We start from the raw sequence: 22,456 nt of genomic DNA on the forward strand, positions 1-22,456 counted from the left end.
ATGGCAATGAATCTGTGCCGAGTGGAATAAAAAAGCCCCAATGATTGGGGCTTGAGTGAAGCGAAGTATGCCGTTTAGAAATAATGGAAGATCGGCGGTTCATGCATCAAGAAGTTTTGATGGGAGATGTTCCACGCATAGGCGCCAGCTAAGGTAAACACAACGTAATCACCAATATCGACGTGGGCGACGTGTTGATCGCGTGCCAGCACATCTTTGGGCGTACAAAGCTGGCCGACAAAGGTCGCTTGTGCATGCTGAATTGGGTGAGAAATCTCATGGTGTTGCTCGCTTTTCAGGATGATGAATGGATGATTATGGCTCTGCGCTGCTGGCGTGCGGAAATGGTGGGTTCCTCCGCGCGCGATGACAAAGTTTTCGCCAAGATTTTGCTTAATATCCAGCACTTCCATTACGTAATAACCGCATGCCGCCGTGATGAAACGTCCGCATTCAAAACGCAGTGTCCAGTCTTGCACTTGCTCTTTGGCGATGAGGAATTCCAACTTGTCGCAAAACTCCATCCACGGAAAGTGTTGCTCAGGGTTTTGGTAGTTAATCCCCATGCCTCCACCCAAGTTGATCATCAGCTCACCGAGTTCAAACTCTTGTTGCCACGCCTTCACGACTTGGAAATAGCGCTGCATTAACGCTAAGTGACGTTCAACATCGAGCTGATGCGACATCAAGTGAAAATGGAAGCCTTTGAGTGACACTTGCGGGAAATCGCGCAGCAACATCAAAGCATTACTCAGTTCGGACTCGTCCAAACCAAAAGGAGTCGGCTTGCCGCCCATCGCCAACTTGCTGAGCGTGATGTCGCCAATATCAATGTTCATACGCAAAAAGATCGAAGCAGGGCGGTTGAGGCGCTCGGTTAGCGCACCAATGCGTTGCAGCTCGGTGAGGCTTTCGACATGAATTGCATCAACATCAAGATCAATCGCTTGTTGCAATTCACTTGGCATTTTTCCTGGGCCACCGAAGATCAATGGCTTATCGAGTTGCTGCTGGTGGAGGTGTGCCAACTCCCCGCCAGATGCCGCTTCAAAACCATCGACATACGGCGCGAGCGTTTTGAGAATCGGGCCCGATGGATTGGCTTTGGCTGCGTAAAATAGCTCGACATTTTTCGGCAAAACGTGACGCAGTTGTTTGATGTGTTCTTCTAAGGCGTTTAGGTCATACACGTACGCGCACAAGGGTTGATTTTGCTGCTGTGCGAGCGTGTGAACTTGCTGGCTAACGCGTGTCGGTAGAGAGAGTAAATTAGACATGTTGCGCTCCTTTTTCGTGTTGCTGCCAAGGCGCGGCGACTTGGGTATAGCCCGACTCCTTATCGGCTTTTTGCATCAAACGCGTGGTGAAATTATTTTTGCTTGGGAAGTGACCGCCATTCAGCAACGCTTCTAGTTCCGGCTGTTTTCCATTCACGGATTGCCAACGCACAATGGCACTTTGCACCGCATTCCACAGCGTTTGCTCTAGTGGCTCATCACCTTCTGCGATGAAGAAAATCGCTTCGCTGATGTTATTGATAAAGGTGCAGTATCCGATGCGATTCCAGCCTTGTTCGCGACTGTAGTAAACCGATTGTCGCGCGCGTTCAGACAAATCAGTTAATGTTTCTGCTGGCCAGAACTCCGGCAGTAATTTAGTGCCTTCCAAATCACGAATCCAAACACAACACGGCATCTCTTGCTCAAAGCCAATCAAGGTGTTTTGCAAATGCGGCTCAAACGCCACACCGTGTTTGAAGTAGTAGTTAAACACACCCGGAATTAGGCCATGCAAATAGCGTTCAAACCACAGTGTCGCGATGTCGGAATAGCGATTTTGCGTAGTACGCGCTTTGTTTTTAAGGCGTTGAGCAATGCAACTGTTGCCGTTTTTGTCGTAAGCAAACAGAGCGCCAGCGAGGGTTGGTTTTAAGATATCGACTTCGCTCAACGAGAAATTTTCGCGATACAAAATCCCAAACGATTCGCGCGCTTTGGTGTTGTCATCCCAATTACGCTCAGCGACACTTTCTAGATTCAATGTGGTGGCGTAAGGCTCTGTCATCACTTTAAATACGGGGTTGTGCAGCTGTTCGTTTTCTCTAATTGGTTTGAGAATCGACGTGAGCTGCACGGCGCTGTCGAGTTCGTACCACGCGTTTTTGCGCACGCAATTGGTTAATCGTACGTTGATGGAGAATTTCGCAAACCAATCCATGTCTGGGTGGTAGAGGGTACGAACTGAAGAGGTCGGCTGCATCTTTTCACCACCTAAACCCAGTGGTGTGATCTTGCCTTGCTCAATGGCACGCTTCACGCTTGGGTTGCTCAAAATGGTGTAGCTTTCCCAAGGATGGCAAGGGTAGAGGGTCTTCTCATTGCTGGTGGTGTGTTGTGGCGCGAGCTGTTGTAGCATGCGCTGCGCAGGGTTAGCGTCTCCGTCTGAATTCAGCACATCAAGTAAGGACGTATCCACTTCAAACCAGTACAACGGGACTTGCGCGCCGACTTCTGGAGAAAACGCCAAGAGATCATCCATGGTGACGCCCGAACGACTTTTCGGGGTCGGATGGAAAGTATGCCCCCAAATCAGAGATTGTTCCGAAGCGATAAATTCGTTGTGATGCGATTTGGGCGCGACGTTGAGAAACTGCTCGGTAACCAGCACGCTATTTTCCAGTTGTTCGATCAGCTCATGGTTAAACGGGATCGCCAATACCTGCTTGAGATAGTTAAGCAAAAGCGTAAGAGTTTGCGTGGCATCCAATTTTGCCCAACCAGATCCCGGCATTTTCGCCCAAGGCAGTTCTGCCAATTTGATTTTGCCCAGTTTACTCGCGTAGTGAATCGGCAAAACCAGCACGCCATTTTGTTGAGACAGATGAACGGCTACCCGTTGCTTGGCGGAATAGTTGCGTTTTAACGTTTGGGGTAGCGATGTTGATTGGTAGTGCCATTCTACTTGTTGATTCGGCAGTGCAAATTCACGTAAGTAACAATTAAGAACACCCATAATCGTGTTGAGTTGGGCCTTCTCCCGATTGAGCTGCACATCATGCGCGCGCAACTCGCTAGTCTGAGAGGATTGAGTTTGTAACATGTTGATTTCCAAATTTTGAATGGAGAACCAGCGCGATCAAGGTGATTACGCTGACTATCGCAGAAAGTAGGAAAGGAACCTCAAGTAGCCCCAAGCTAGAAATGAAAGAAGCGCAAAATCCCGCTGCCACGCCACCCCATTTGGACATGGCATCAAAGCGAGAAAATACTTTGCCACTGAGTTTGCGATCCAGATTGCTCGCAAGATGCTGATGCAATCCGTGATAGCAACACACCATCGCGATGCCGAAGATAATTCTCACAGCAATGAGTGCGGTTTCGGACGCAATCAAATGCAAGGCAGAGCTCACGGCAAGCAATGCAAACCCGAGCCACAACGTGCGCAGCGGTTGATGGCGATTCAACCCATCTGACAACACGTGGATTTTGCCTGCCAGCAACAGATAGACGCCATGCGGCAGTGCGTACAAAAAACCGATCCATGCGTGGTGAGTGATGCCATATTGCTGCACAAACGGCGAGAAATAAGGAAAGGTCACCACCATAGAAAACGCAAACCCGAACTGAGCAAAGAAGATCCAGCGAATGGCATGCATTGCGTTTTTCTTTGCAACAGGTTGTTCTTGCTGAGATTCTGAGTTTGGCTTTTCGAGGTTTTGGTCGGCGGGTTTATCCGCTGGCAGTGTTAGCGTGATGCCCATAGCAATCAAAGGCAAAACGCATAACCACAGGTACGCGTTGAGTGGGTCGGTCTCTGACAAGCTCCAGCCGAGCCCTATGGGCGCAACGATCAGCGCCAAGCGAGCAGATAGTTGGGTTTTATTGAGTGACTTGCCGAGTGTTTTGGCTTCTTTAATTTGACTAGATAAGTAGCTGTTCGAGGCGGCCATGGTGCCACCAAAGGTTCCTTGAACAATAAGACCAAACACAAACATGGCGAGGCTGTCTGCCAAGCCGCACAGCGCAAACCCTGCTGCAAGGCCAAGTTGCGCACGTAAGAGTGAGCGGCGGCGACCGTAGCGATCGGCAAAGTTGCCCCAAAATCGCGCCGCCAACGCAGTACAAAACGTGGGTAGGATAAACAATACACCTGCCCAGTCTGCATCAATGCTTGCGCCTAACGTTGGCAACACGACGGGTAGAAATAGCGGCATACCTAACGCGGCAAACGCAGCGATAAAGTGGCACAACAACACACTGTAGATGAGTTTGGTCATAATCGTTTAACGTACGCTTTTTTTGATGGCTTCTAAGTAGGCGCGTTGCGCTTCTTCGCTAGAAAGCAGCAAGAAGTTCGGAGCCGACAAACCATAGAACTTATTGATGTCGCTCGCGCCGGAGGCTTCTTTCGAGAGCAAACTGCCAGAGCTCAACAAGTACTTGGCGTACAAATCAGGTGCCTCTTGCAGTAACTCGCGTGCCAGTTTTGTTTCTAACCCTTCGCCTTCCAATCGGTTGAGTTGCTCTGCAATGCTTTTGGCCACGATGGCGTAAAGCGATGCTGAAGAGGCAATGCCCTTCGCTGCCATGGCTTCTACAATCGCCGCGATATCCAGTTGCAATGTGATGGTGGTAAACATCTGACCGAGCGCCAACTCGTTGTCGACTTTGATGCGTTGGTCGAGCAGTTCATCGCAATCCACTGGAAGTGTTTTTGCACCGTGTTTTTGGGCGGCATGCTCTGTTGCGAAGTGGAAGCGCTCTGGCCAAATTCGCGCCGCGTCGTTATCTTTCATCGCGAGCGTCATTTTGCCCTGTTGATTAAATGCAACGATGGCGTTTTGCTGGTTAGACTCCAATGCGATGCCATAACGAAGCCACAAGGTGAGGTGCACTTGGCATAATAAGTCGACGTAATCTTGGAACCACGCCAGCGTATCTTGTTGATAATACTGCTCTGCCAAATGTTCTAAGAACAAGCGGTCGTCAGGCATTGGGCTTGCCAGTGCTGCAACCGGAACTAACGCTTTGTCTTGGCAATGAGTAAGTGGGTACTCACGGACGATGTACGCGAAGGTTTTATCCTCGCCGACGTGTCCACCGTGTTTTTCGTTGCAATGGAACAATCGCGTGTTTAAGTCGGCGTCCGTTTGTTCAAGGTGGCAGAGTAGGCGTTCAAACCAGTGGCCGTCATACAGTGTCGAAGGCTTGATTAAGCGAATGTTTTTCGTGCCTAGCGAACGCATGATGAGCGGAACTTTAATGTGAATATGCGGCGCGTCGTTGACTACCACAGTACGAACGGAAAGCGTTGGCGTCACGTCTAGGTACGTAAACGGCGCTTCTATCATGCCTTCAGGTAAGGCCTCCAAAGAGCGAAGGGTGAGCGGATGCGCAGGGAACAGTACGTGGCTCAGTGCAAAATCAGCAGGAAGCCCGACTTGTTCCATTGTTGGCCAGCAATCAGGTTGTTCGCTGGTTAATGTCACCAGTGATTTTTCAATCGCAATCCAATGCAGAGCAAAGCTTTGTGCGAACTCGGGCGCGTACTTAGCAAGGTCTTCATCGCTCAGACCAAACTTCGCACGCGCAGTTGGATAGTACGGGTGGTCAAGGTAAGAAGCGATCTGGTCGGCTAGCAGCAGTTTTTGATGCCAAGAACCAAGCTTGGATATTGGTTGAGAAATGTGGTCTGCGTGATGATGAAATGCTTGGTCACACAGCGCTTTGTGTTTCTCTGCACATTCCAGTTCTTGAAGATACCCCGCCAACAATTCGTGAGAGCTCTCATGCGCCAGTGTCGTTAGCAGCGCAATCCACTCTTGATAATGCTGCTGATGCTCGACTTGGCCATTTTTCTCCACCCACCAACCTTGTGGTGTTTCGTCATTGGCGTGACCGTAGCGCCAGTGCTGCATGTAATACGTTGGCGCAACGGGTAAATACAACGTGAAATAAGAGTTGGCAAATATCAGCCAGACTTGCTCGCCTTGAGGAACAATTACCCCTTTTGGCGCGTCGCTACTGAACTTGGCTTTCGACAAAATGCCAAACATGTCTTCGCGTAAGCAAGTGTCGATCAATCGTTGCGTTAGATACAAAGCGTTGTCGTTCATGCTGCCACCTCACGAGTCGGAGCTAGATCGAAATTGCTAAGCGCGTTCTGCAGCGCTTGGTCGAGGTTTCGCCCTGATGGTGAGACAATCGAAATTCGGGCGAGATAATCCTTATTGGAATAACTCTGCTGGAAGTGTTCTCCAGCGGCTTTTAGTACCTGTTGCTGGGTGATGATATCGTCATCGTGTTGGATGAACGACGTCGAACCTCCGTCGATCACACCACTGTGTTCCGCAACTACGTAGTGCACGTGCGCTGACCCATGAATTTGGTAATCGCCGTCCAATCTTCGACCCAGATGCAGACCCAAAATCGTGCTAAACCAGCCGAAGTGAGCGAGATTGTTGAGCAAGAATTCGCGACCATCTCCAATACTGCGGTAGTTAATTTCCACCAGAACCGGGCCATTTTCCGTAATGATAAACTCGCTGTGGCAAACTCCAAAACCAACGCCGAACGCTTTCAGTTGAGCCAAGCAAGCTTCTCGGTGAGCAATGCCGTTTGGTCCGTTCCAGTCTGCGGCTGTTTCGATAAAGTAAGGCGGCTCTGAGAGCGACACATCAAAACCGCCCACGGCGATAAGGCGCTCACCATCTCCCAGAGTTTCGAGCGTAACCAAAGGCCCTTGAAGGAATTGCTCCACCAGAATGGCGGCGTTTGGGTGTTTTTGCCAAAACGCATCGCAGTAAGCATCGAGCTCGCTTTGGGAGTCACAGCGCTGCACATCTAAACTTGCCACGCCTTCTTTGGGTTTTGCCACGACAGGAAAGGCCATGCCTAATGCCACATTCGAATGGCGGTGCAGCAAACAGCTTTTTGTGTTGGGTAGGGCTTTTTCATTTAACACTTGTCGAGTTAAGTGTTTGTTTTTGGCTTTTAACGTGACAGACCAATCTTTGGATGGGAGGCCAAAAAATTGCGCGCAGATGGCGGTGGAAGTTTGTAAGTGATCACTATTGCTAAAAATAGCGTCTGGATTTAATTCATGCTCCGTGATGGTTTCGATGAGTTCTAATGGGTTGAAGACATCACATTCTAGAATGGTATCCGGATTAAAGTGACTATCACGACTCGCCAGCTCTAAATGGCTGATCTTGTGGTCGGTGATAAGAACGACGTGAAGGTCCATCGCTTTAGCTGCAGGCACGAAGCCGTGAGTGACTGCATCGTTAACGACATGACTTACGATAATCATCGTAGATTTCATGAGCTTTCCTAATTTTCTAACATTTTCTTCTAACGTTGATAAAGTCGCTCACGGTCGTCTTCCAATGTGCCTCTCGCGAGACGGAGGGCAGAAGTTTTAGTGTTTATTGTTATTATGTTTGGTTTTTTTGTTGTTAGTTGTGTTTTTAGGGTAAATAAATATAGAGCATAAAATTAATATTGCAAATAGAAATAATATTTGTTCTTATTTCCATCCGTTGGCTTTATAACAACTAAACGGAATTATGGAATGAATAAATTATTGACCCTGCCCCCCTTGGCGGTCGCGATTGGTTCTTCACTAGTAGCACCAAGCGCAGTGGCTTCAGAAGAGACGAACTCAACCTCATCAGCAACTGAAACGATTCAAGTCTTCGGTCATCAGTACGAAGGTTATGCTGAGCACATGCCTCAATCAGGCACCAAAACCGATGTGGAATGGCTTGATGTGCCACAAGCGGTATCTGTAGTAACGAAAACAGAAATGCAAGACCGAGGCGCGGTGCGTTTAGTGGATGCGCTAGATGGGGTAGCCGGGGTCAATAACACCTTGGGCGAAGGCAGCCGCGATCAGTTCATGATCCGTGGTTTTGATTCACTCAACGATATGTACCGTGATGGCTTGCGAGATGACGGTACGTTGCAGTCTTACCGCAGCTTAGCGAACGTTGAACGCGTTGAAATTGTGAAAGGCCCTGCGGGCGCATTGTATGGCCGTGGCTCGGCTGGGGGCATCATCAACTTGGTGACGAAACGCGCTAACGGTGAGAATTTTACTCACGTAAACGGCAGTGTAGGCAGCAACAACCAGTATGTCGGTCAGGTCGACAGCTCAATGGCGTTTACAGATAAGGTCAACGGGCGTATTAACTTGGAATACCGTCAAGCCGACTCGTACGTTGATCATGTTGATTCAAACGATTTCTTCATTGCACCGACCATTCGTGTGTTACCAGCGGATGGTCACACCATTGATATTGACGTGGAATACGCCCATCAAGAACTAGTGCCATATCGTGGTGTGCCATCAAAAAATGGCAAGCCAGTTGATTTGCCAGTAAGCACTTACTTTGGCGGCACAAACGACTATCAGGAGTCAGACAGTCTTCGCGTTGCAGTGGACTACGAATGGCGTCTGAATGATCAATGGGTATGGAACAACCGAGCGGCGTTCAACCATATTGAACTTGAGCAAAAAGGCACGCGTCAGGGCAAAGTGACGGGCAATGAAGTGTCTCAAACCGTGAACAATTTTGGTTACGATCCTCGTACTACAACCACTTTGCAATCTGAGTTGGTTTGGGAAACCAGGGACAATCAATTGATGGTGGGTGCAGATTTCAACCAGATCGATATCGACCTAACGTTGGCAAGTGACAAAACGCTTCCTCCGCAAAATATCTACAACCCAGTCATTGGCCCAACGCCTGATCCGGGCTTTAAGCCATTTCGTGACAATACCACCACCACGACAGGTTTGTATGTGCAAGACGTCTATACGTGGGGCGACCTTTCTTTGATCGGTAACGTGCGTTACGACTCGATGGAGCTCGAACAACAAAAAGCGGGCTCAGATAAGGAAAAATTGGATGATGACAAATTCAGCTACCGTGCTGGTTTGGTATACCGCATCAATTCCGACACATCCGTATACGCGAGTTTAGCGCGCTCTTGGCAGTTACCGTACGCTGGTATCTACATCAATCCAAAATTGGCGGAGTTCTTCCACACCGACTTAAAAGAGGTGGGTGCGAAAGCGTACCTTTTGGATAACGCATTAATGTTGAATGCGGCACTGTTCCAGATCGACCAAGAGCAGCCACAAACTAACGTAGACGGCGATGTCATCGACAAAATTGAAGTACGTCACCAAGGCATTGAGCTAGAAGCTCGTGGCCAAATCACCAAACAGTGGGATATCTCTGTTGGTTACAGCTACTTGGACGCAGAAGACAAAGCCACAGGTAAAAAGCCGAATGATGTGTCAGACCACTTGTTCTCCCTTTGGAGCACTTACCAATTGGATGACAACTGGCGTTTGGGTGGCGGCGTGAAATACGTGGGCGACCGTTATGCAGGGAACGACGAAGCCGTCGCACTTGGCGATTACACCACGGTGGATTTGATGGCGGCGTACACCACTGGTCGTCACAAGATCCAAGCGAACGCTTACAACATTTTGGATGAGAAATACATTCTTGGCGCAACAAACGGCACGTCTGGCCTAAACCAGATTGGCTACGGCGCACCAGCCGAGTTCATGCTTAGCTACGGATACCAGTTCTAGGCTTGTTGTGCGTATTTGGCGCACGTTAGCCGATTTTTTGCCTCTTATTGAGGATGTTTAGCCCCGAGAGCCTACGGGAAATGTTTTGCCCGAGGCTCAATTTCTCGCAAAGGAGACCTTAATGTCTTACCAGAATTTGGATGGTAAAGTGCGTGTACGTGCTGGTTTGTCTACCACTTACAGTGTGCTCGCTATTGCTATCGCTTCTGCCACCTCCATGAGCGCAGTTGCCGCTCCTGCTAAAAAAGAACAAACTACCGCGATGGAAACCGTCGTTGTCACTGGTAGCGTGATTGGTAACTCTGAAATTGAAGATGTCAAAGAGTACCCAGGTGCTCGTACCGTCATTACCCGTGATCAAATTGAGAAAACTGCAGCTGGTTCGATCGATAATGCGCTACAGCGTGTTCCGGGTATTAAAGTTCAGGATGAAAGCGGAACGGGCGTATTGCCTAACATTTCCGTACGTGGTTTGAAAGCAAGCCGCAGTGGTCATGCGCAGTTCTTGATGGATGGTGTGCCGCTAACGCTCGCGCCATACGGCCATACTGGTCAGTCTATCTTCCCAGCAACGCTGTCGATGCTTGATCGTATTGACATTGTACGCGGCGGTGCCGCAGTGCAGTACGGTCCAAACAACGTCGGTGGTGTGATCAACCTAGTGACCAAACCGATTCCACACACTTGGCAAACTGAAATCAGTAACCGCCTTACCGTGTTTGATGGCGGTGATGCGCCGCTGAATGATTTTTACCTACGCACGGGCGGTTGGTTAAGCGACACATTCGCGCTGCAGTTGGAGGGTAACTTCCTAAAAGGCGAAAGCTTCCGTGAACATTCCGATACGGACGTGAAGAACTTTCAAGCTAAAGCACAGTGGCTACTGAGTGATACTCAAGAGATTCAAGCATTCCTGCAACGTTACGATGCTGAAACGCAAATGCCGGGCGCACTTTCGCCACAAGATTACGAGCAAGATCGTCATCAATCGAAACGTCCTTACGATGATTATGAAGGTAAGTCGACGCGCTGGAGTGTTAAGTACATCCACGATTTGCCATTTGCCAACAGTGCCGAGCTAGAAGTGCTAACGTTTGGCCATAAGTCAGAGCGTCTTTTCAAGTGGGGCTTTAACAGCGCGGGTGGCCATTGGGCAGATCCGGCTTTGCCAGCGACGGACGTTCGTACCTCTCCACGTGAATTTACCGTGTATGGTATAGAGCCAAAAATGGCGATGTACTTTGGCGAAGGTAAATCCGTTACTCAAAACTGGATCGTGGGTACCCGTTATGTTAACGAAGACATTGACTACAAACTCACTCAGACTCCAATCGCCGGTGGTGCAACCAGCGTTCCGCGTGATTGGCATCTAGATACGGACGCGTTTGCTGGATACGTTAGCAACGAAATTGGTTTGTTCAATGATACATTGAAGGTAACGCCTGGGTTGCGTGTTGAGTCGGTTCGAATGACGTTTACCGATCGTGGTAAAAAACAAACGGCAGACAACACCGTGACGGAATGGTTGCCAGGTTTGACGGTGGCATACAACTTAACTGACCAGTGGGTGACGTATGCGAACGCGCAAAAATCACTTCGTGCGCCACAAATTGCCTACATCCGAGGTTTGGGTGAAGAAGGTAGCGAACTGGCTTGGAACTACGAAGTCGGCGCGCGTTACACCCAAGATGCGACCAGCTTTAACGCTGCACTTTATCGCATCGACTTTGAAGATCAATTGCAATGGCAAAGCTCAACGCAGACCTTCGATAACATCGGAAAAACACTTCACCAAGGCATAGAGCTTTCTGCTCGTTACGTGCCTGAAGCACTACCTGCACTGAGTTTAGGCGCAAGCTATAACTATCTAGACGCTACGCTTGAAGAAGAAGGTGAGAATAAAGGTAATCAACTGCCTTACACCTCTAAGCATCAGCTTGGTTGGGATGCAACCTACGCATTTTACGGCATGGACACCACGCTATCGGGCTTCTACTTCAGTGACTCGTATACCGATAACGCCAACACCAGTGCCGAAGATGCAACAGGCGCAACGGGTAAAGTACCATCTTACATGGTGTGGAATTTCAACTTGGGGACGGATTTATACAAAGACGACAAAGGCAAGTTACGCATGAATGTTGCGGTGAACAACTTGTTTGACGAGGAGTATTACTTCCGCGGGATTGATACAAGCCCAGTTGGTCGGTACCCAGCTCCGGGACGCTCTTACACACTGGATCTGAACTATCAGTTTTAAGCGTTTAGTTCACCGAGTTTGAAAAGAAAAGTCGCCAATTTACCTTGGCGACTTTGCCGATCTTAGGTACTGGAAAACTCTTAGCACTGGAAAAAAGCAAGATGAAAAATAAAAAACAATTTACGATCAAACACTTTTCAACCGTTTTGCTGATGCTACTGAGCTCAGCTTTGATGTCATTTAGCGCATTTTCTCAGGCGCGCAGCGTGCAAGATGAGCAAGGCACGTTTGAGTTAGAAGCGATACCTCAACGTATTGTGGTTTTAGAGTTTTCGTTTGTCGATGCATTAGCGGCAGTCGATGTCTCACCGGTAGGCGTTGCCGATGACAACGATGCCACACGAGTTATCCCTGCTGTTCGAGCCAAGATTGAACCTTGGCAATCGGTCGGCATGCGCTCACAACCGAGTTTAGAGGCGATTGCGGTGCTCAAGCCGGATTTGATCATTGCTGATGCAGAACGTCATCGTGCGATTTATCAAGATTTGCAGCGAATTGCGCCAACCTTGCTGCTAAAAAGCCGTGGTGAGACATATCAAGAAAATCTCGAATCCGCACACAAAATCGGCGTGGCAATTGGCAAACAAGCGAAAATGACACAACGAATTGAGCAGCACAAACAGACAATGGCGGAGTTCAAACAGCATTTTGCGACACAAGAAACCATTCAGTTTGGTGTGGTTTCTGACAAAGGGATGTGGCTGCATAGCCCGGTTTCTTACGCTGGGGGCGTTTTGAGTACGCTGGACATCCAAAGCCCGCTGGCTCCATCTGAGCAAAAAGCGTATATCCCAACCAGTTTCGAACTTTTACTAAAAACCAACCCTGATTGGTTGTTAGTTGGACTTTACTCTCAACCAAATATTGTGGATGAGTGGCGCAAAAACCCATTGTTTAGGTTGCTAACTGCTGCGAAAAAACAGCAACTTGTTGAGGTTTCTCCTGAACTGTGGTCGTTAAATCGCGGCATGTTGGCTGCGGAAGAAATTGCCCGCAATCTTGAAGCGTTATTGGAGCGCTCATGAGTGCGGCGATAAGCTCGGAAAGCGCGTCTTCGGTTAGCAAATCGCATTGGAAAGCGAGCTTGTTTGTCTGTGCTATGGCGTTGTGTACGCTCTCAGGCTATGCAGCCTCAATGATTGGCTGGTCCAACTTTTCTTTGAGCGTTAATGATCTGACAAGCTATTGGTTTGCGTTTGATGAGGGCAATATGCTGCATCAAATCCTCGCGACGCTGCGTGCGCCTCGTGCCTATGCTGGGTTATTAATTGGCGCTTCGCTTGCGGTATCCGGAGTGCTGATGCAAGGATTAACTCGTAACCCTTTGGCGTCGCCATCCATTCTCGGCATTAATGCCGGTGCGGCGTGTTTTATGGCCTTGGCGTCCATCGGCGTACCATTCTTTAGTCAATTGAACCCAATCATCAACGCAGTACTCGGCGCGCTACTAAGTGGTGGTGCGGTCATGTTGTTGGGCGGTTTTTTCTCCGCGCGTTCTCACCCATTGCGTTTAGTGCTAGCGGGCATTGCCATCAGTGCACTGCTGATAGGGTTAACTCGTGCGTCGGTAATTTTGGCGGATGACATGGCTTACAGCGTGTTGCATTGGTTAACGGGTTCACTCTCTGCGGTAGATTCTGAGCAGTGGCAGCAACTGTGGCCTTTTGCGACTTTAGGTTTGGTGCTCGCCATGGGCTTAGCGCGAAACTTAAATTTACTCGCGTTGGGGGACGAAGTTGCTGTTGGGCTAGGTGGTAACATTCGTCTTACGCGATTTATCAGTGGTTTAGCGGTTGTGCTGTTGGCAGGAACTAGCGTAGCGATTGCTGGGCCAATTGGCTTTGTCGGGTTGTTAGTGCCGCACTTGGTACGCCCGATTGTTGGTCACAACTATCACATTCTCATTCCGGTTTCCGCCTTGTGTGGCGCGGCATTGGTGACGTGGTCAGATGCTTTATCACGAGCGATTGCCTTTCCGGCTGAAACGCCAGTGGGCGTGATTACCGCGCTGTTGGGCACACCTTGCTTTATCGCGATTGCAATGAGGAAATCATCATGATGAATCAAACCAAACTGTTTGCATTAGTTGGATTGTTGCTGATTGCGTCTTCTCTCACGCTGTTTGTTGGCGCGGCGAACATGTCGGCTCAACAGGTTTTTGCATTACTGTTTTCTTTCTCTGGCTCGGACTTTGTGATTCACCAATATCGATTACCGAGAATGTTGCTCGCCATTGGCGTGGGCGCTGGGTTGGGGCTGTCAGGCGTTTTAGTTCAAGGCGTCATCCGTAATCCACTTGCCTCACCAGATTTAATGGGGATAAGCGCCGGAGCAGGACTGGCGGCTACCGCTTGTTTGGTGCTGTATCCGAATGCGCCAGTGGCAATGTTGCCGATGGTCGCCATGGCGGGAGGCTTGCTTGCTGCTGGCTTTATTGCTGTGCTGGCTTACTGGTCGAAACCAACACCAGCACGTTTGGCGCTGATTGGTGTTGCTGTCAGCGCATTTTTAGCCAGCGGTATCGATTTTCTTCTGATTGTGCACCCTATCGAAATCAACACGGCGATGGTATGGCTAACCGGCAGTTTGTGGGGACGAAACTGGCAACAAGTGCCGTTTATTTGGAGTGCTCTATTGCTGCTACTGCCATTGGCGTTTTGGTTGGCATGGAGGTTAGATGTGATGGGACTGGGAGAAGAAAGCGCCACTACACTTGGCACGAAACCAAGACAGATCCAAATTCTTGCGCTGATTGCTGCCGTGCTATTGGCGAGCATCAGTGTGTCTGTGGCAGGCACGATCAGCTTTGTTGGCCTGCTTGCGCCGCATCTTGCGCGTTTGCTGTTTGGCCACAACCACAAGTTGTTGATTCCAGCCGCTGCAACCCTTGGCGCTTTGTTGGTGATTTGCGCCGATGGTTTAGCGAGAGGCTTACAGCCGCCAATTGAGCTACCAGCGGGAGTGCTGACATCTGTTATTGGCGCACCATATTTCATTTTTCTTTTGTATCGTTATAGAGGTTGGTAAGCATGTTGCGAACGCAGAACTTATCCGTCGCGTACGGCAAACAGACCATCATTCCAGATCTCTCTTTGTCGATTCCTCAAGGTAAAATTACCGCACTAGTTGGTCCAAATGGTTGCGGGAAATCGACACTATTAAAAACCTTGGTACGCATCAATAAACCCGCTTCTGGCCAAGTGTTGTATGACGACAAACCACTAAGCAGCTACGGTGATAAACGCTTGGCGCGTTCGTTGTCTTTGCTGCCGCAGATTCTTGTCAGCCCTGAAGGCATTACCGTCAGAAAACTGGTCGAATATGGCCGCTCGCCTTACCTCTCTCATTGGGGCCGGTTAAGTCAACAAGACAAGACCTTAGTCGAGCAAGCAATGCAAGATACTGGCGTGATTGAGTTTGCTGACAAGCCAGTTGAATCGCTGTCTGGCGGTCAAAGGCAAAGGGCGTGGATTGCGATGGTAATGGCGCAAGATACCGACGTAGTGATGCTTGATGAGCCAACCACTTACTTGGATCTTTCTCACCAAGTTGAGCTGATGAAACTCATGAGGCAGATGAACGACAAAGGCAAAACTGTGGTGGTAGTGCTGCACGATCTAAACCAAGCGTGCCGTTACTGCGATCATTTGGTGGTGTTGGAAAAAGGTCAGTTAGTCACGCAGGGAACGCCGCAAGAGGTAATGACAGAAGGCATGTTGTCATCGGTGTTTGATTTACAAGCGAGAGTATTTAACGACCCAATCTCAGGCACACCGATGTGTGTGGCGGTGTAGGTTTACGTCTTTCGAAAGCTATCTGCAATAAAAACGTCGATCCATAAAAACAAACCCCGCTAGTAACAAAGTTGCTAGCGGGGTTGTTGTTTTTAAGAGCGTTCTTAACGTGGCGTTTAAGCCAGTTTAAATGTTGCCACTTTCGAGTTGAGATCCTCGGCTTGCGATTTCAGCTCAGCAGATTGATTCATCGATTCTTCGGCACCAACTACCAAGTGATCGGTCACATCTTTAATTGACGTGACGTTTTGTGTGATTTCATTGGTTACGTGCGTTTGCTCTTCGGCGGCGGTCGCAATTTGCGTTGCCATATCGCTGATCAGCGCAACGGCCGCGTTGATTTCATCCAGAGCCAGTGCTGCGCGATCAGCATCTTCCACCGAACCTTGCGCGAGCTGAGAGCTTGTATCCATGATGGTCACTGCGCGTTGTGTGGTTTGCTGCAAGGTCTCGATCGTCGAGCGAATCTCTTCGGTTGAGGTGTGTGTGCGTTGTGATAGCACGCGAACCTCGTCTGCAACAACGGCAAAACCGCGACCTTGTTCACCTGCACGCGCCGCTTCAATCGCCGCATTGAGAGCAAGTAGGTTGGTTTGCTCTGCGATGTCTCGAATCGTTGATAGCACGGTTGAGATGTCTTGCGCGTGCTGGTTGAGCTCGCCGATAACAACGCTCGCTTGGTTGACTTCAGAAGACAAATTGTTGATGGACGATTTGGAATTGATCACCAGTTCATGACCATTTTGTGTGCTCGCTGAAGAGTCTTGAGCGGCTTTAGCCGTCTGCTCTGCATGCGCTGCAATCTCTTGCGTTGCCGATGCCATTTCGGTCACAGCGGTCGCCACCATAGTGATTTCTTGTTGCTGATGGTTCAGATCAGAAACCGACTGATTCGCGCGAGTCGTGCTCAGTTCTGATTGCTGGCTTAGTTCTTCCGCTTGGTGACGAATATGACCAATAAGCTGCTGTAAACTTTCAACAAACTGGTTGAAGTTTTCAGCCAGTTCACCAACTTCGTCACGGTTTTCTACTTTGATGCGTTGAGTCAGATCGCCGCTACCGTTGGCGATTTGCGCAAGCGCATTCGAAACGTTGTAGAGTGGACGGAACAAGATGTTACATAGCAGATTAAACAAAGCTACACAGATAACGACGACGATAGTGGTTGCGATGATCTGATCCCAAACAGCATCGTAAAGTGGGGCAACTAACGAGTTTTGATCTAACACTGTGACCGTTGTGAGTTTGGTGCCCTCAATATGGCGCGCGTAAACCACATATTCGGTGTTGTTAATCGAGACGCGACGCTCTGTACCGGAACGTGCGGCAGAGGTAATATCGCTGTTGTTTAGGCCTAGCTTACTAACAGGTTGGTTCAGCAGCTTACCGTCGTTATGGGTGAAAATATTGCCTTGTTCATTGGCAATAAACATATAGCCTTCACCCGGTAGGATCACTTGGTTGAGGCTGTTCAGAATATCACCGATCTCGACGTCAGCACCCAGAACGACGGTTTGACCATGTAGTTGCAGTGCTTTACCAAGCGACACGACGTTGGCCCCCGTGGCCGCTGCGACGGTTGGGTTATCCATAAAGACTTTCGATGGATTGGCAATGGCGTTGGTGTACCAACCCCATTTGCGAGGGTCGTTATTACCTGGTGGCAAAACCACCCCATTAGCGTTGTCTTGTGAGCCGTCTGGGTAAGCGAGAAAGACGTTATCAAACGCGCCAGAGTCTCGGACTTGTTTCAAGTGCGTAACCAGAGAACGCTTCTCTGAATCGGAAGAGAGTGACGTCAGTGCACGCTCTTTTGAGAGTAACCAGTCCTTTACGTATTGATTGTAAGATGCGCTGGTGCTTTCTAGTCGTTGCGCGACTTCGACATCCAGTCTGTTTAATGAATCTCGAAAAGACAGCCCTTCTACCAGCACTCCCCCGAGAATGATGGCAGCACTGGCAGAGATTGCCAGTTTGTTTTTTAATGATAGATTTTTGAACATAAAGCGAATAATAGATCTTTGAATAATAGTTGTTGTGTTTTTATTCTCATCAGGACTCACCGAGCCGTTGAATATGCAGCAGAAAGTCAGATTCGAATCTGTTCAATAATTATATTTTATTGCTCAAAATAAATACTGACTCCATGTCGCGATTTTGAGTTTTACATCAAATAAGAAAAAGGCTTTTAAGTTGTGTTATTTATCTATTTGTAAAGTAAGGATATGTCTATTTTTGTAAATGATAATTGATTTCATTAAAAGGTGATTTACGTCACATTTGAGTAGTAAATAATCCATTAAAAATGTGAAGGTCATGGAACGAGGATTATATTGATCGGCTTAATCATTGTTATGGGCAATAGTTATGCGCAGTATATTGTTAGTCCCCGCGTTATTACTGTCAGGGTGTGCTCTGACACAACAATCGACGCCGATTCAGCCTGACGCCAATTGGCATGTCGACCAGTTATCGAACGGTATGAAATACCATCTTTACCCAACAAAAGACCAAGAAGTATCGGTCCGTTTGGTTCTGAATGTCGGCTCATTCCAAGAAGAAACCAATCAAAAAGGTTACGCTCACTTTGTTGAGCACATGGCGTTTAATGGCAGCACGCATTTTACCGGCAACGACGTTGTTAAACTTTTCGAGCAATCTGGTGGTAGCTTTGGTGCCGATATCAACGCCTTTACCACTTATCAGCAAACTTCTTACCAACTTGATCTTGCCAATAATACAAAGCTGGAAGATGCCCTGAAGTGGATGAGAGATATCGGAAACGGACTTGAGTTTGCTCCTGAACAAGTAGAGAAAGAAAAAGGGGTGATCCTTGGTGAATGGCGACGTGCTAACCCGGATGATAAGTCCTTTTCTATGCATGCTTATCAAGCGTCGATTGAAGGCACTATGTATGGTGAACACGACCCAATTGGTACTCGCGAAGCGATTCAAAATGCCTCATCAAGCAAGCTAAAAGCGTTTTACGACAAGTGGTACCAACCACAAAATGCCGAGTTGGTTGTGAGCGGTAATATCGACGTGGATTCACTGTCCAATATTATCAAAAACAAATTCTCGAACTGGGAAAGCACCTCGGATACCGTAATAGAGAAGCGCCGCGATATTCGAGTGAACAACCAAAACCGAATCTTGCCAAGTAACACGATGGAATCACCAAGCCTTCATTTAGTGATTGAGCGTGGTCTAAGTGGCAGCACTACGATTGAACAACAGCATCAAGTGTGGCGTGATGAAGTCGCAACACAGCTAATTCAACAACGTCTGATTCGTGTACTTAATGATGCCGCTGAACCTTTTCAGTATGCTTATGCCCAGCCTTACTACTCCAACTACCAGCGCATGATGTCGGCAGGTATTTCGTTTGCGCCTGAGCGTCGTGAACAAATGCATCAAACTTTCATCAGCACGTTGGCGTCACTGAGAGATTATGGTGCGACGCAATCTGAGTTAGAGAGCATCATGTCAAATTGGCAAGGTGAGCTCGCAAATATTGATTCAGACTGGGACCAACGTAAGCCAAACAGTTATGCAGAAGCGCGCGTTTTCCAAATTGACCAAGGCAGTGTGAGTCAATCAAAAGAGAGTTACGCCCAGAGTTTGTCTGAATTCATCAACAACGAGAATCTAGAGAGCATTAACACGCAATTGAATGCCTTGTTGTCTGAGCAACCAATCTTTGTGATTGGGTTGGGGAAAAGTGAAACGTTAGCTCAGTTCAATGATGTATTTACCGATCTATACAGCGCCTACCTCCAAACTGGCGAAAAACCGTTAGAGATGTATGACAAAGTGGATGGATTCTTACAGCCTACTCAAGAAGGTACCATCACCAGCATGCGTCAGGAAGCGGGTGGCTTTCAAGTTTATACGCTATCAAACGGTGTCGAAGTGTGGTTCCAAAAAGATGCCAAAGCGGGTGGTCGAGCTTATATTTACTATGCGAGCCAAGGTGGTAAAGCCGCCGTTGATCCAGCGTTATATGCTGCGTATGAAATCGCTGCAACGACGGCGATACGCAGTGGGTTAGGGGCATTTTCTGGTTCAGAGTTAGACAGTTACTTACGCAAAAATAACATTGCGCTTAGCGCGATTCTTGATGCGACCAGTCACGGTTCACAAATTACCGCGCCAACAACGCATTTAACTTACGCGTTGAATGGACTATACAATCTAGCGACGGAGATTAAAGTCGACGAGCGCCAGATGGCGGCAGCGAAGCAAGAGTTTAAGCAGCAGAGCGGTGCTTTTTTTGAATCACCGATGGGAAAACTGATTCAAAAAGCAAACGGCAATTCTTATTTGCCAGGTAGTCGTCATCGTATAGTGTCCAGTGATGATGTTGAACAAGTGACTTCCGAGCAGATACTAGCGGTGCATGAGCAACTTTTCAAAACCAACGATGGTTTTAAGATGGTCATTGTGGCCAATGTCGAGCCGGAAGAAATTACGCCACTCTTGCGTAAGTATGTGGCCTCCATCGAGATGCAACCGAGTCGTTCGATTGATTACCATGTTGCGTTCAACACCGACGTGCCGGCGCGAACAGTCGTTGCGGATGGTCATGAACCTTCATCGTTGTATGTAATGCGTTTGACTAACACGAACGATTACCAACGTACGGCAAGGGATACGGTTATCGAAGATATTTTGCAACGTATCAGTAACGCGCGTGTCTTGGATATTGTGCGAGAAGAGTCTAGCCTTGATTACAGCCCAAATATTTACACCGTGACGCAAGATCGCGAACCAATCTCTGATTGGCTCTTGGAATCTCAAGTTGAGCCCGAAGACGTGGCAGTTTTAGATAGCAAGCTAGGCAAAATGTTTGATGACTTAGCTTCGAACATCACGCAAAAAGAAGTGGATACGGCAGCGAAGCAATTGGCGGTAGCGATGCAAGGATTAGATGATAACCCTGCTCAGCGCGCATGGTCGTATACTCGCTACTTAGTGCATGATTACGGCGTCGATGTGTTACTTGACGTTGAAAAAGCGGCTAAGAGTGTGACATTAGAAGAAGTGAAAGCGCATGCGAGAGCGGCTTTTGGTCCACAAGCAAAGCGCTCGGTGATGATTTTAAACCCGGCCGAATAATCACTGTGGCTTCTGACGAAGCTCGTGTCTCTAGTAATAAAAAAGACGGCGTGAAAGCCGTCTTTTTTATGCACTTTAACCAAAGAGTTTATGCTGATTTACGCGCAGGTCGCTTTTCATTGTTGGTGTTGTTTTCTTTCGTGCTGGCGTTTTCTTGAGCCTTTCCTTTCAGTGTCACCACTTCTTTTTCAGGTAATTCGGCCGCTTCACCAAAGAATTTACCACCAGGTTCGATGCTGAGGTTATTACTCCAGATCCTCCCACTTACACGTCCCTTGGCAAGTACTTGAATGTGTTCTGCGTGACAGTTACCATCCATCATGCCATTGATGATCAGTTGTTTAGCGTAGATCTCACCGTTTACTCGGCCGCTTTCTGCAACGACGAGAGTGCCTTCTACATTAATTTGACCATCGACGATGCCATCAATCTGGACATCGTTTTCTACTTTGAGTTCTCCGCTAACAGCACAGCCTTTGGCGATGAGAGTTGAAGCTGCTGAGCTACTCGTTGTTCCACGGTTTTGATTAAAGATTCCCATCGTATTCTTCGCTCCTTAGTAAAAATGTCTTCGAAATCATTGAGGCTCCAATCGACAAATGGCTTCGGATTCAGTGCTCGCCCAACAAAACGCACCTCGTAGTGAAGGTGAGGGCCAGAAGAGAGCCCACTGTTGCCGGAAATTGCAATCAGTTGCCCTTTTTTGACGAACTGACCGCTTTTTACTTTGAACTTTTTCAAGTGCGAATAAGAACTCGAAAAACCGAAAGAATGTTGCAGCCTGAGGAAGTTACCAGAGCCTTTATTGCTGCGGCGGGTGACTTCCACAACCCCATCTGCTGGGGCATAAACCTTAGTACCGGTATTCACGGCAAAATCGAGCCCGCGATGCATCTTAGCGACTTTTGTCACCGGATGAATGCGTTTACCGAAGCGAGAAGAGAGCCGCGCTTTACCGACCGGAGACCCGCTTGGTATTTGGTTTAACAACACCATGCGAACGTTCGACGTAATCGCCGCCGCATCAAGTCGGGCATCCAAATTATCCGTGGTAGTATGTTCTCCAACTCCAAGGACTTTCTCTAACTCTCCCAAACGCTCCGAAACAAGTTGTACTCGCTCTTCTCGCTCTGAGAGATCACTTTCCAGCTCGGATTTTAATGCTTTCAGTGTGCTGAGCTCTTCACCCATAGTGCGCGAATGTTCTGTCAATTCAGCTTGTTTTAACGCGGCATTATCGACGCGAGTGTACAAGTGATGAATTAAGATCGCGGTTGCGGCCAGAGCAATGACAAAAAAGCATAAAAACGTTTTTAGATTGCGTTGCATCCTTTTACTGAAGTACCAATGTCTGGAGCCATTGATGGTTGATATAGAGATCGTCAACTGGTCTTTCATCGTCTTCTACTGCTCGTATCTGGTATACGTCTCGTCACTGAGTTAATGGGAATGTAAGGAAAACGAACGGGGACCGCTAGAGGCAAACTGGAAAGAAGTGTCAGGCCGTGAGGCGTTTTCAGATATTAGATAAAAGACTCAATAAAGATTTAATATCTTAGCGCTTTTGGTCGTAGTTACTCCAAATCGCTTTATTGAACTGAAGATTTTGATTTGTAAGGTGGTTATCCGAGAAATTAGATTGTGAATATTGCCAATAGCATCCTCACGCAATTCA

The 22,456-nt window shown here is 48.2% G+C and carries 15 protein-coding genes; 7 read left to right on the plus strand and 8 right to left on the minus strand.

Going from position 1 to position 22,456, the window contains the following annotated elements:
- Window positions 1-74: 74 nt before the first annotated feature.
- From ACZ5ZC_RS03785 to ACZ5ZC_RS03805, 5 genes are read right to left on the minus strand one after another with little or no spacing between them, the layout of a single operon-like run.
- Window positions 75-1,277 (minus strand): type III PLP-dependent enzyme, encoded by a 1,203-nt coding sequence (locus tag ACZ5ZC_RS03785; protein WP_054866791.1) that lies wholly within the window; start codon window positions 1,275-1,277, stop codon window positions 75-77.
- Window positions 1,270-3,099, minus strand: coding sequence for an IucA/IucC family protein (locus ACZ5ZC_RS03790; protein WP_464931793.1), 1,830 nt, complete (start codon window positions 3,097-3,099; stop codon window positions 1,270-1,272). Before ACZ5ZC_RS03790 ends, ACZ5ZC_RS03785 begins: the two co-directional genes overlap by 8 nt.
- A complete protein-coding gene (locus tag ACZ5ZC_RS03795) occupies window positions 3,071-4,276 on the minus strand; it encodes an MFS transporter (protein WP_464931794.1) in 1,206 nt (401 codons plus the stop codon). Before ACZ5ZC_RS03795 ends, ACZ5ZC_RS03790 begins: the two co-directional genes overlap by 29 nt.
- A gap of 6 nt (window positions 4,277-4,282) precedes the next feature.
- Window positions 4,283-6,115, minus strand: a complete 1,833-nt coding sequence (locus tag ACZ5ZC_RS03800; RefSeq protein ID WP_464931795.1) for an IucA/IucC family protein — start codon at window positions 6,113-6,115, stop codon at window positions 4,283-4,285.
- Window positions 6,112-7,323 carry an ATP-grasp domain-containing protein gene (locus ACZ5ZC_RS03805; protein WP_301606653.1) on the minus strand — a complete coding sequence of 404 codons (1,212 nt, stop codon included), beginning with the start codon at window positions 7,321-7,323 and terminating at the stop codon, window positions 6,112-6,114. The genes ACZ5ZC_RS03800 and ACZ5ZC_RS03805 overlap by 4 nt, the downstream gene beginning before the upstream one ends.
- 249 nt (window positions 7,324-7,572) lie before the next feature.
- Between ACZ5ZC_RS03805 and ACZ5ZC_RS03810 the strand changes: the two genes are divergently transcribed.
- From ACZ5ZC_RS03810 to fecE, 6 genes are all read left to right on the plus strand, one after another.
- Window positions 7,573-9,609 (plus strand): TonB-dependent receptor, encoded by a 2,037-nt coding sequence (locus ACZ5ZC_RS03810; RefSeq protein ID WP_464931796.1) that lies wholly within the window; start codon window positions 7,573-7,575, stop codon window positions 9,607-9,609.
- A 121-nt stretch (window positions 9,610-9,730) separates the two neighbouring features.
- Window positions 9,731-11,869, plus strand: coding sequence for a TonB-dependent siderophore vibrioferrin receptor PvuA (gene pvuA, locus ACZ5ZC_RS03815; RefSeq protein WP_464931797.1), 2,139 nt, complete (start codon window positions 9,731-9,733; stop codon window positions 11,867-11,869).
- A 101-nt stretch (window positions 11,870-11,970) separates the two neighbouring features.
- The gene (locus ACZ5ZC_RS03820) at window positions 11,971-12,894 is read left to right on the plus strand and encodes a Fe(3+) dicitrate ABC transporter substrate-binding protein (RefSeq protein WP_054866865.1); all 924 of its coding nucleotides are present in this window, start codon (window positions 11,971-11,973) and stop codon (window positions 12,892-12,894) included.
- Window positions 12,895-12,968: 74 nt separating this feature from the next.
- Entirely contained in the window at window positions 12,969-13,928 is a 960-nt protein-coding gene (locus ACZ5ZC_RS03825; RefSeq protein ID WP_370687806.1) for a FecCD family ABC transporter permease, read from the plus strand.
- The gene (locus ACZ5ZC_RS03830) at window positions 13,925-14,896 is read left to right on the plus strand and encodes a FecCD family ABC transporter permease (protein ID WP_139059654.1); all 972 of its coding nucleotides are present in this window, start codon (window positions 13,925-13,927) and stop codon (window positions 14,894-14,896) included. Before ACZ5ZC_RS03825 ends, ACZ5ZC_RS03830 begins: the two co-directional genes overlap by 4 nt.
- Window positions 14,897-14,898: 2 nt before the next feature.
- A complete protein-coding gene (gene fecE / locus ACZ5ZC_RS03835; protein ID WP_017634499.1) occupies window positions 14,899-15,663 on the plus strand; it encodes a Fe(3+) dicitrate ABC transporter ATP-binding protein FecE in 765 nt (254 codons plus the stop codon).
- A gap of 116 nt (window positions 15,664-15,779) precedes the next feature.
- On the opposite strand, the gene ACZ5ZC_RS03840 is transcribed toward fecE, so the two are convergent.
- The gene (locus tag ACZ5ZC_RS03840; RefSeq protein WP_053808230.1) at window positions 15,780-17,666 is read right to left on the minus strand and encodes a methyl-accepting chemotaxis protein; all 1,887 of its coding nucleotides are present in this window, start codon (window positions 17,664-17,666) and stop codon (window positions 15,780-15,782) included.
- A gap of 364 nt (window positions 17,667-18,030) precedes the next feature.
- Between ACZ5ZC_RS03840 and ACZ5ZC_RS03845 the strand changes: the two genes are divergently transcribed.
- Window positions 18,031-20,781 carry a M16 family metallopeptidase gene (locus tag ACZ5ZC_RS03845; RefSeq protein WP_464931798.1) on the plus strand — a complete coding sequence of 917 codons (2,751 nt, stop codon included), beginning with the start codon at window positions 18,031-18,033 and terminating at the stop codon, window positions 20,779-20,781.
- Window positions 20,782-20,869: 88 nt separating this feature from the next.
- Here the strand turns inward: ACZ5ZC_RS03845 and ACZ5ZC_RS03850 are convergent, their stop codons facing one another.
- Both ACZ5ZC_RS03850 and ACZ5ZC_RS03855 read right to left on the minus strand, forming a co-directional pair.
- Window positions 20,870-21,322 (minus strand): bactofilin family protein, encoded by a 453-nt coding sequence (locus ACZ5ZC_RS03850; protein WP_080619267.1) that lies wholly within the window; start codon window positions 21,320-21,322, stop codon window positions 20,870-20,872.
- Complete coding sequence (locus tag ACZ5ZC_RS03855; protein WP_005395595.1) at window positions 21,226-22,179, minus strand: M23 family metallopeptidase; 954 nt, start codon at window positions 22,177-22,179, stop codon at window positions 21,226-21,228. The genes ACZ5ZC_RS03850 and ACZ5ZC_RS03855 overlap by 97 nt, the downstream gene beginning before the upstream one ends.
- Window positions 22,180-22,456 lie beyond the last annotated feature (277 nt).

Source organism: Vibrio sp. JCM 18905, from assembly GCF_055393305.1.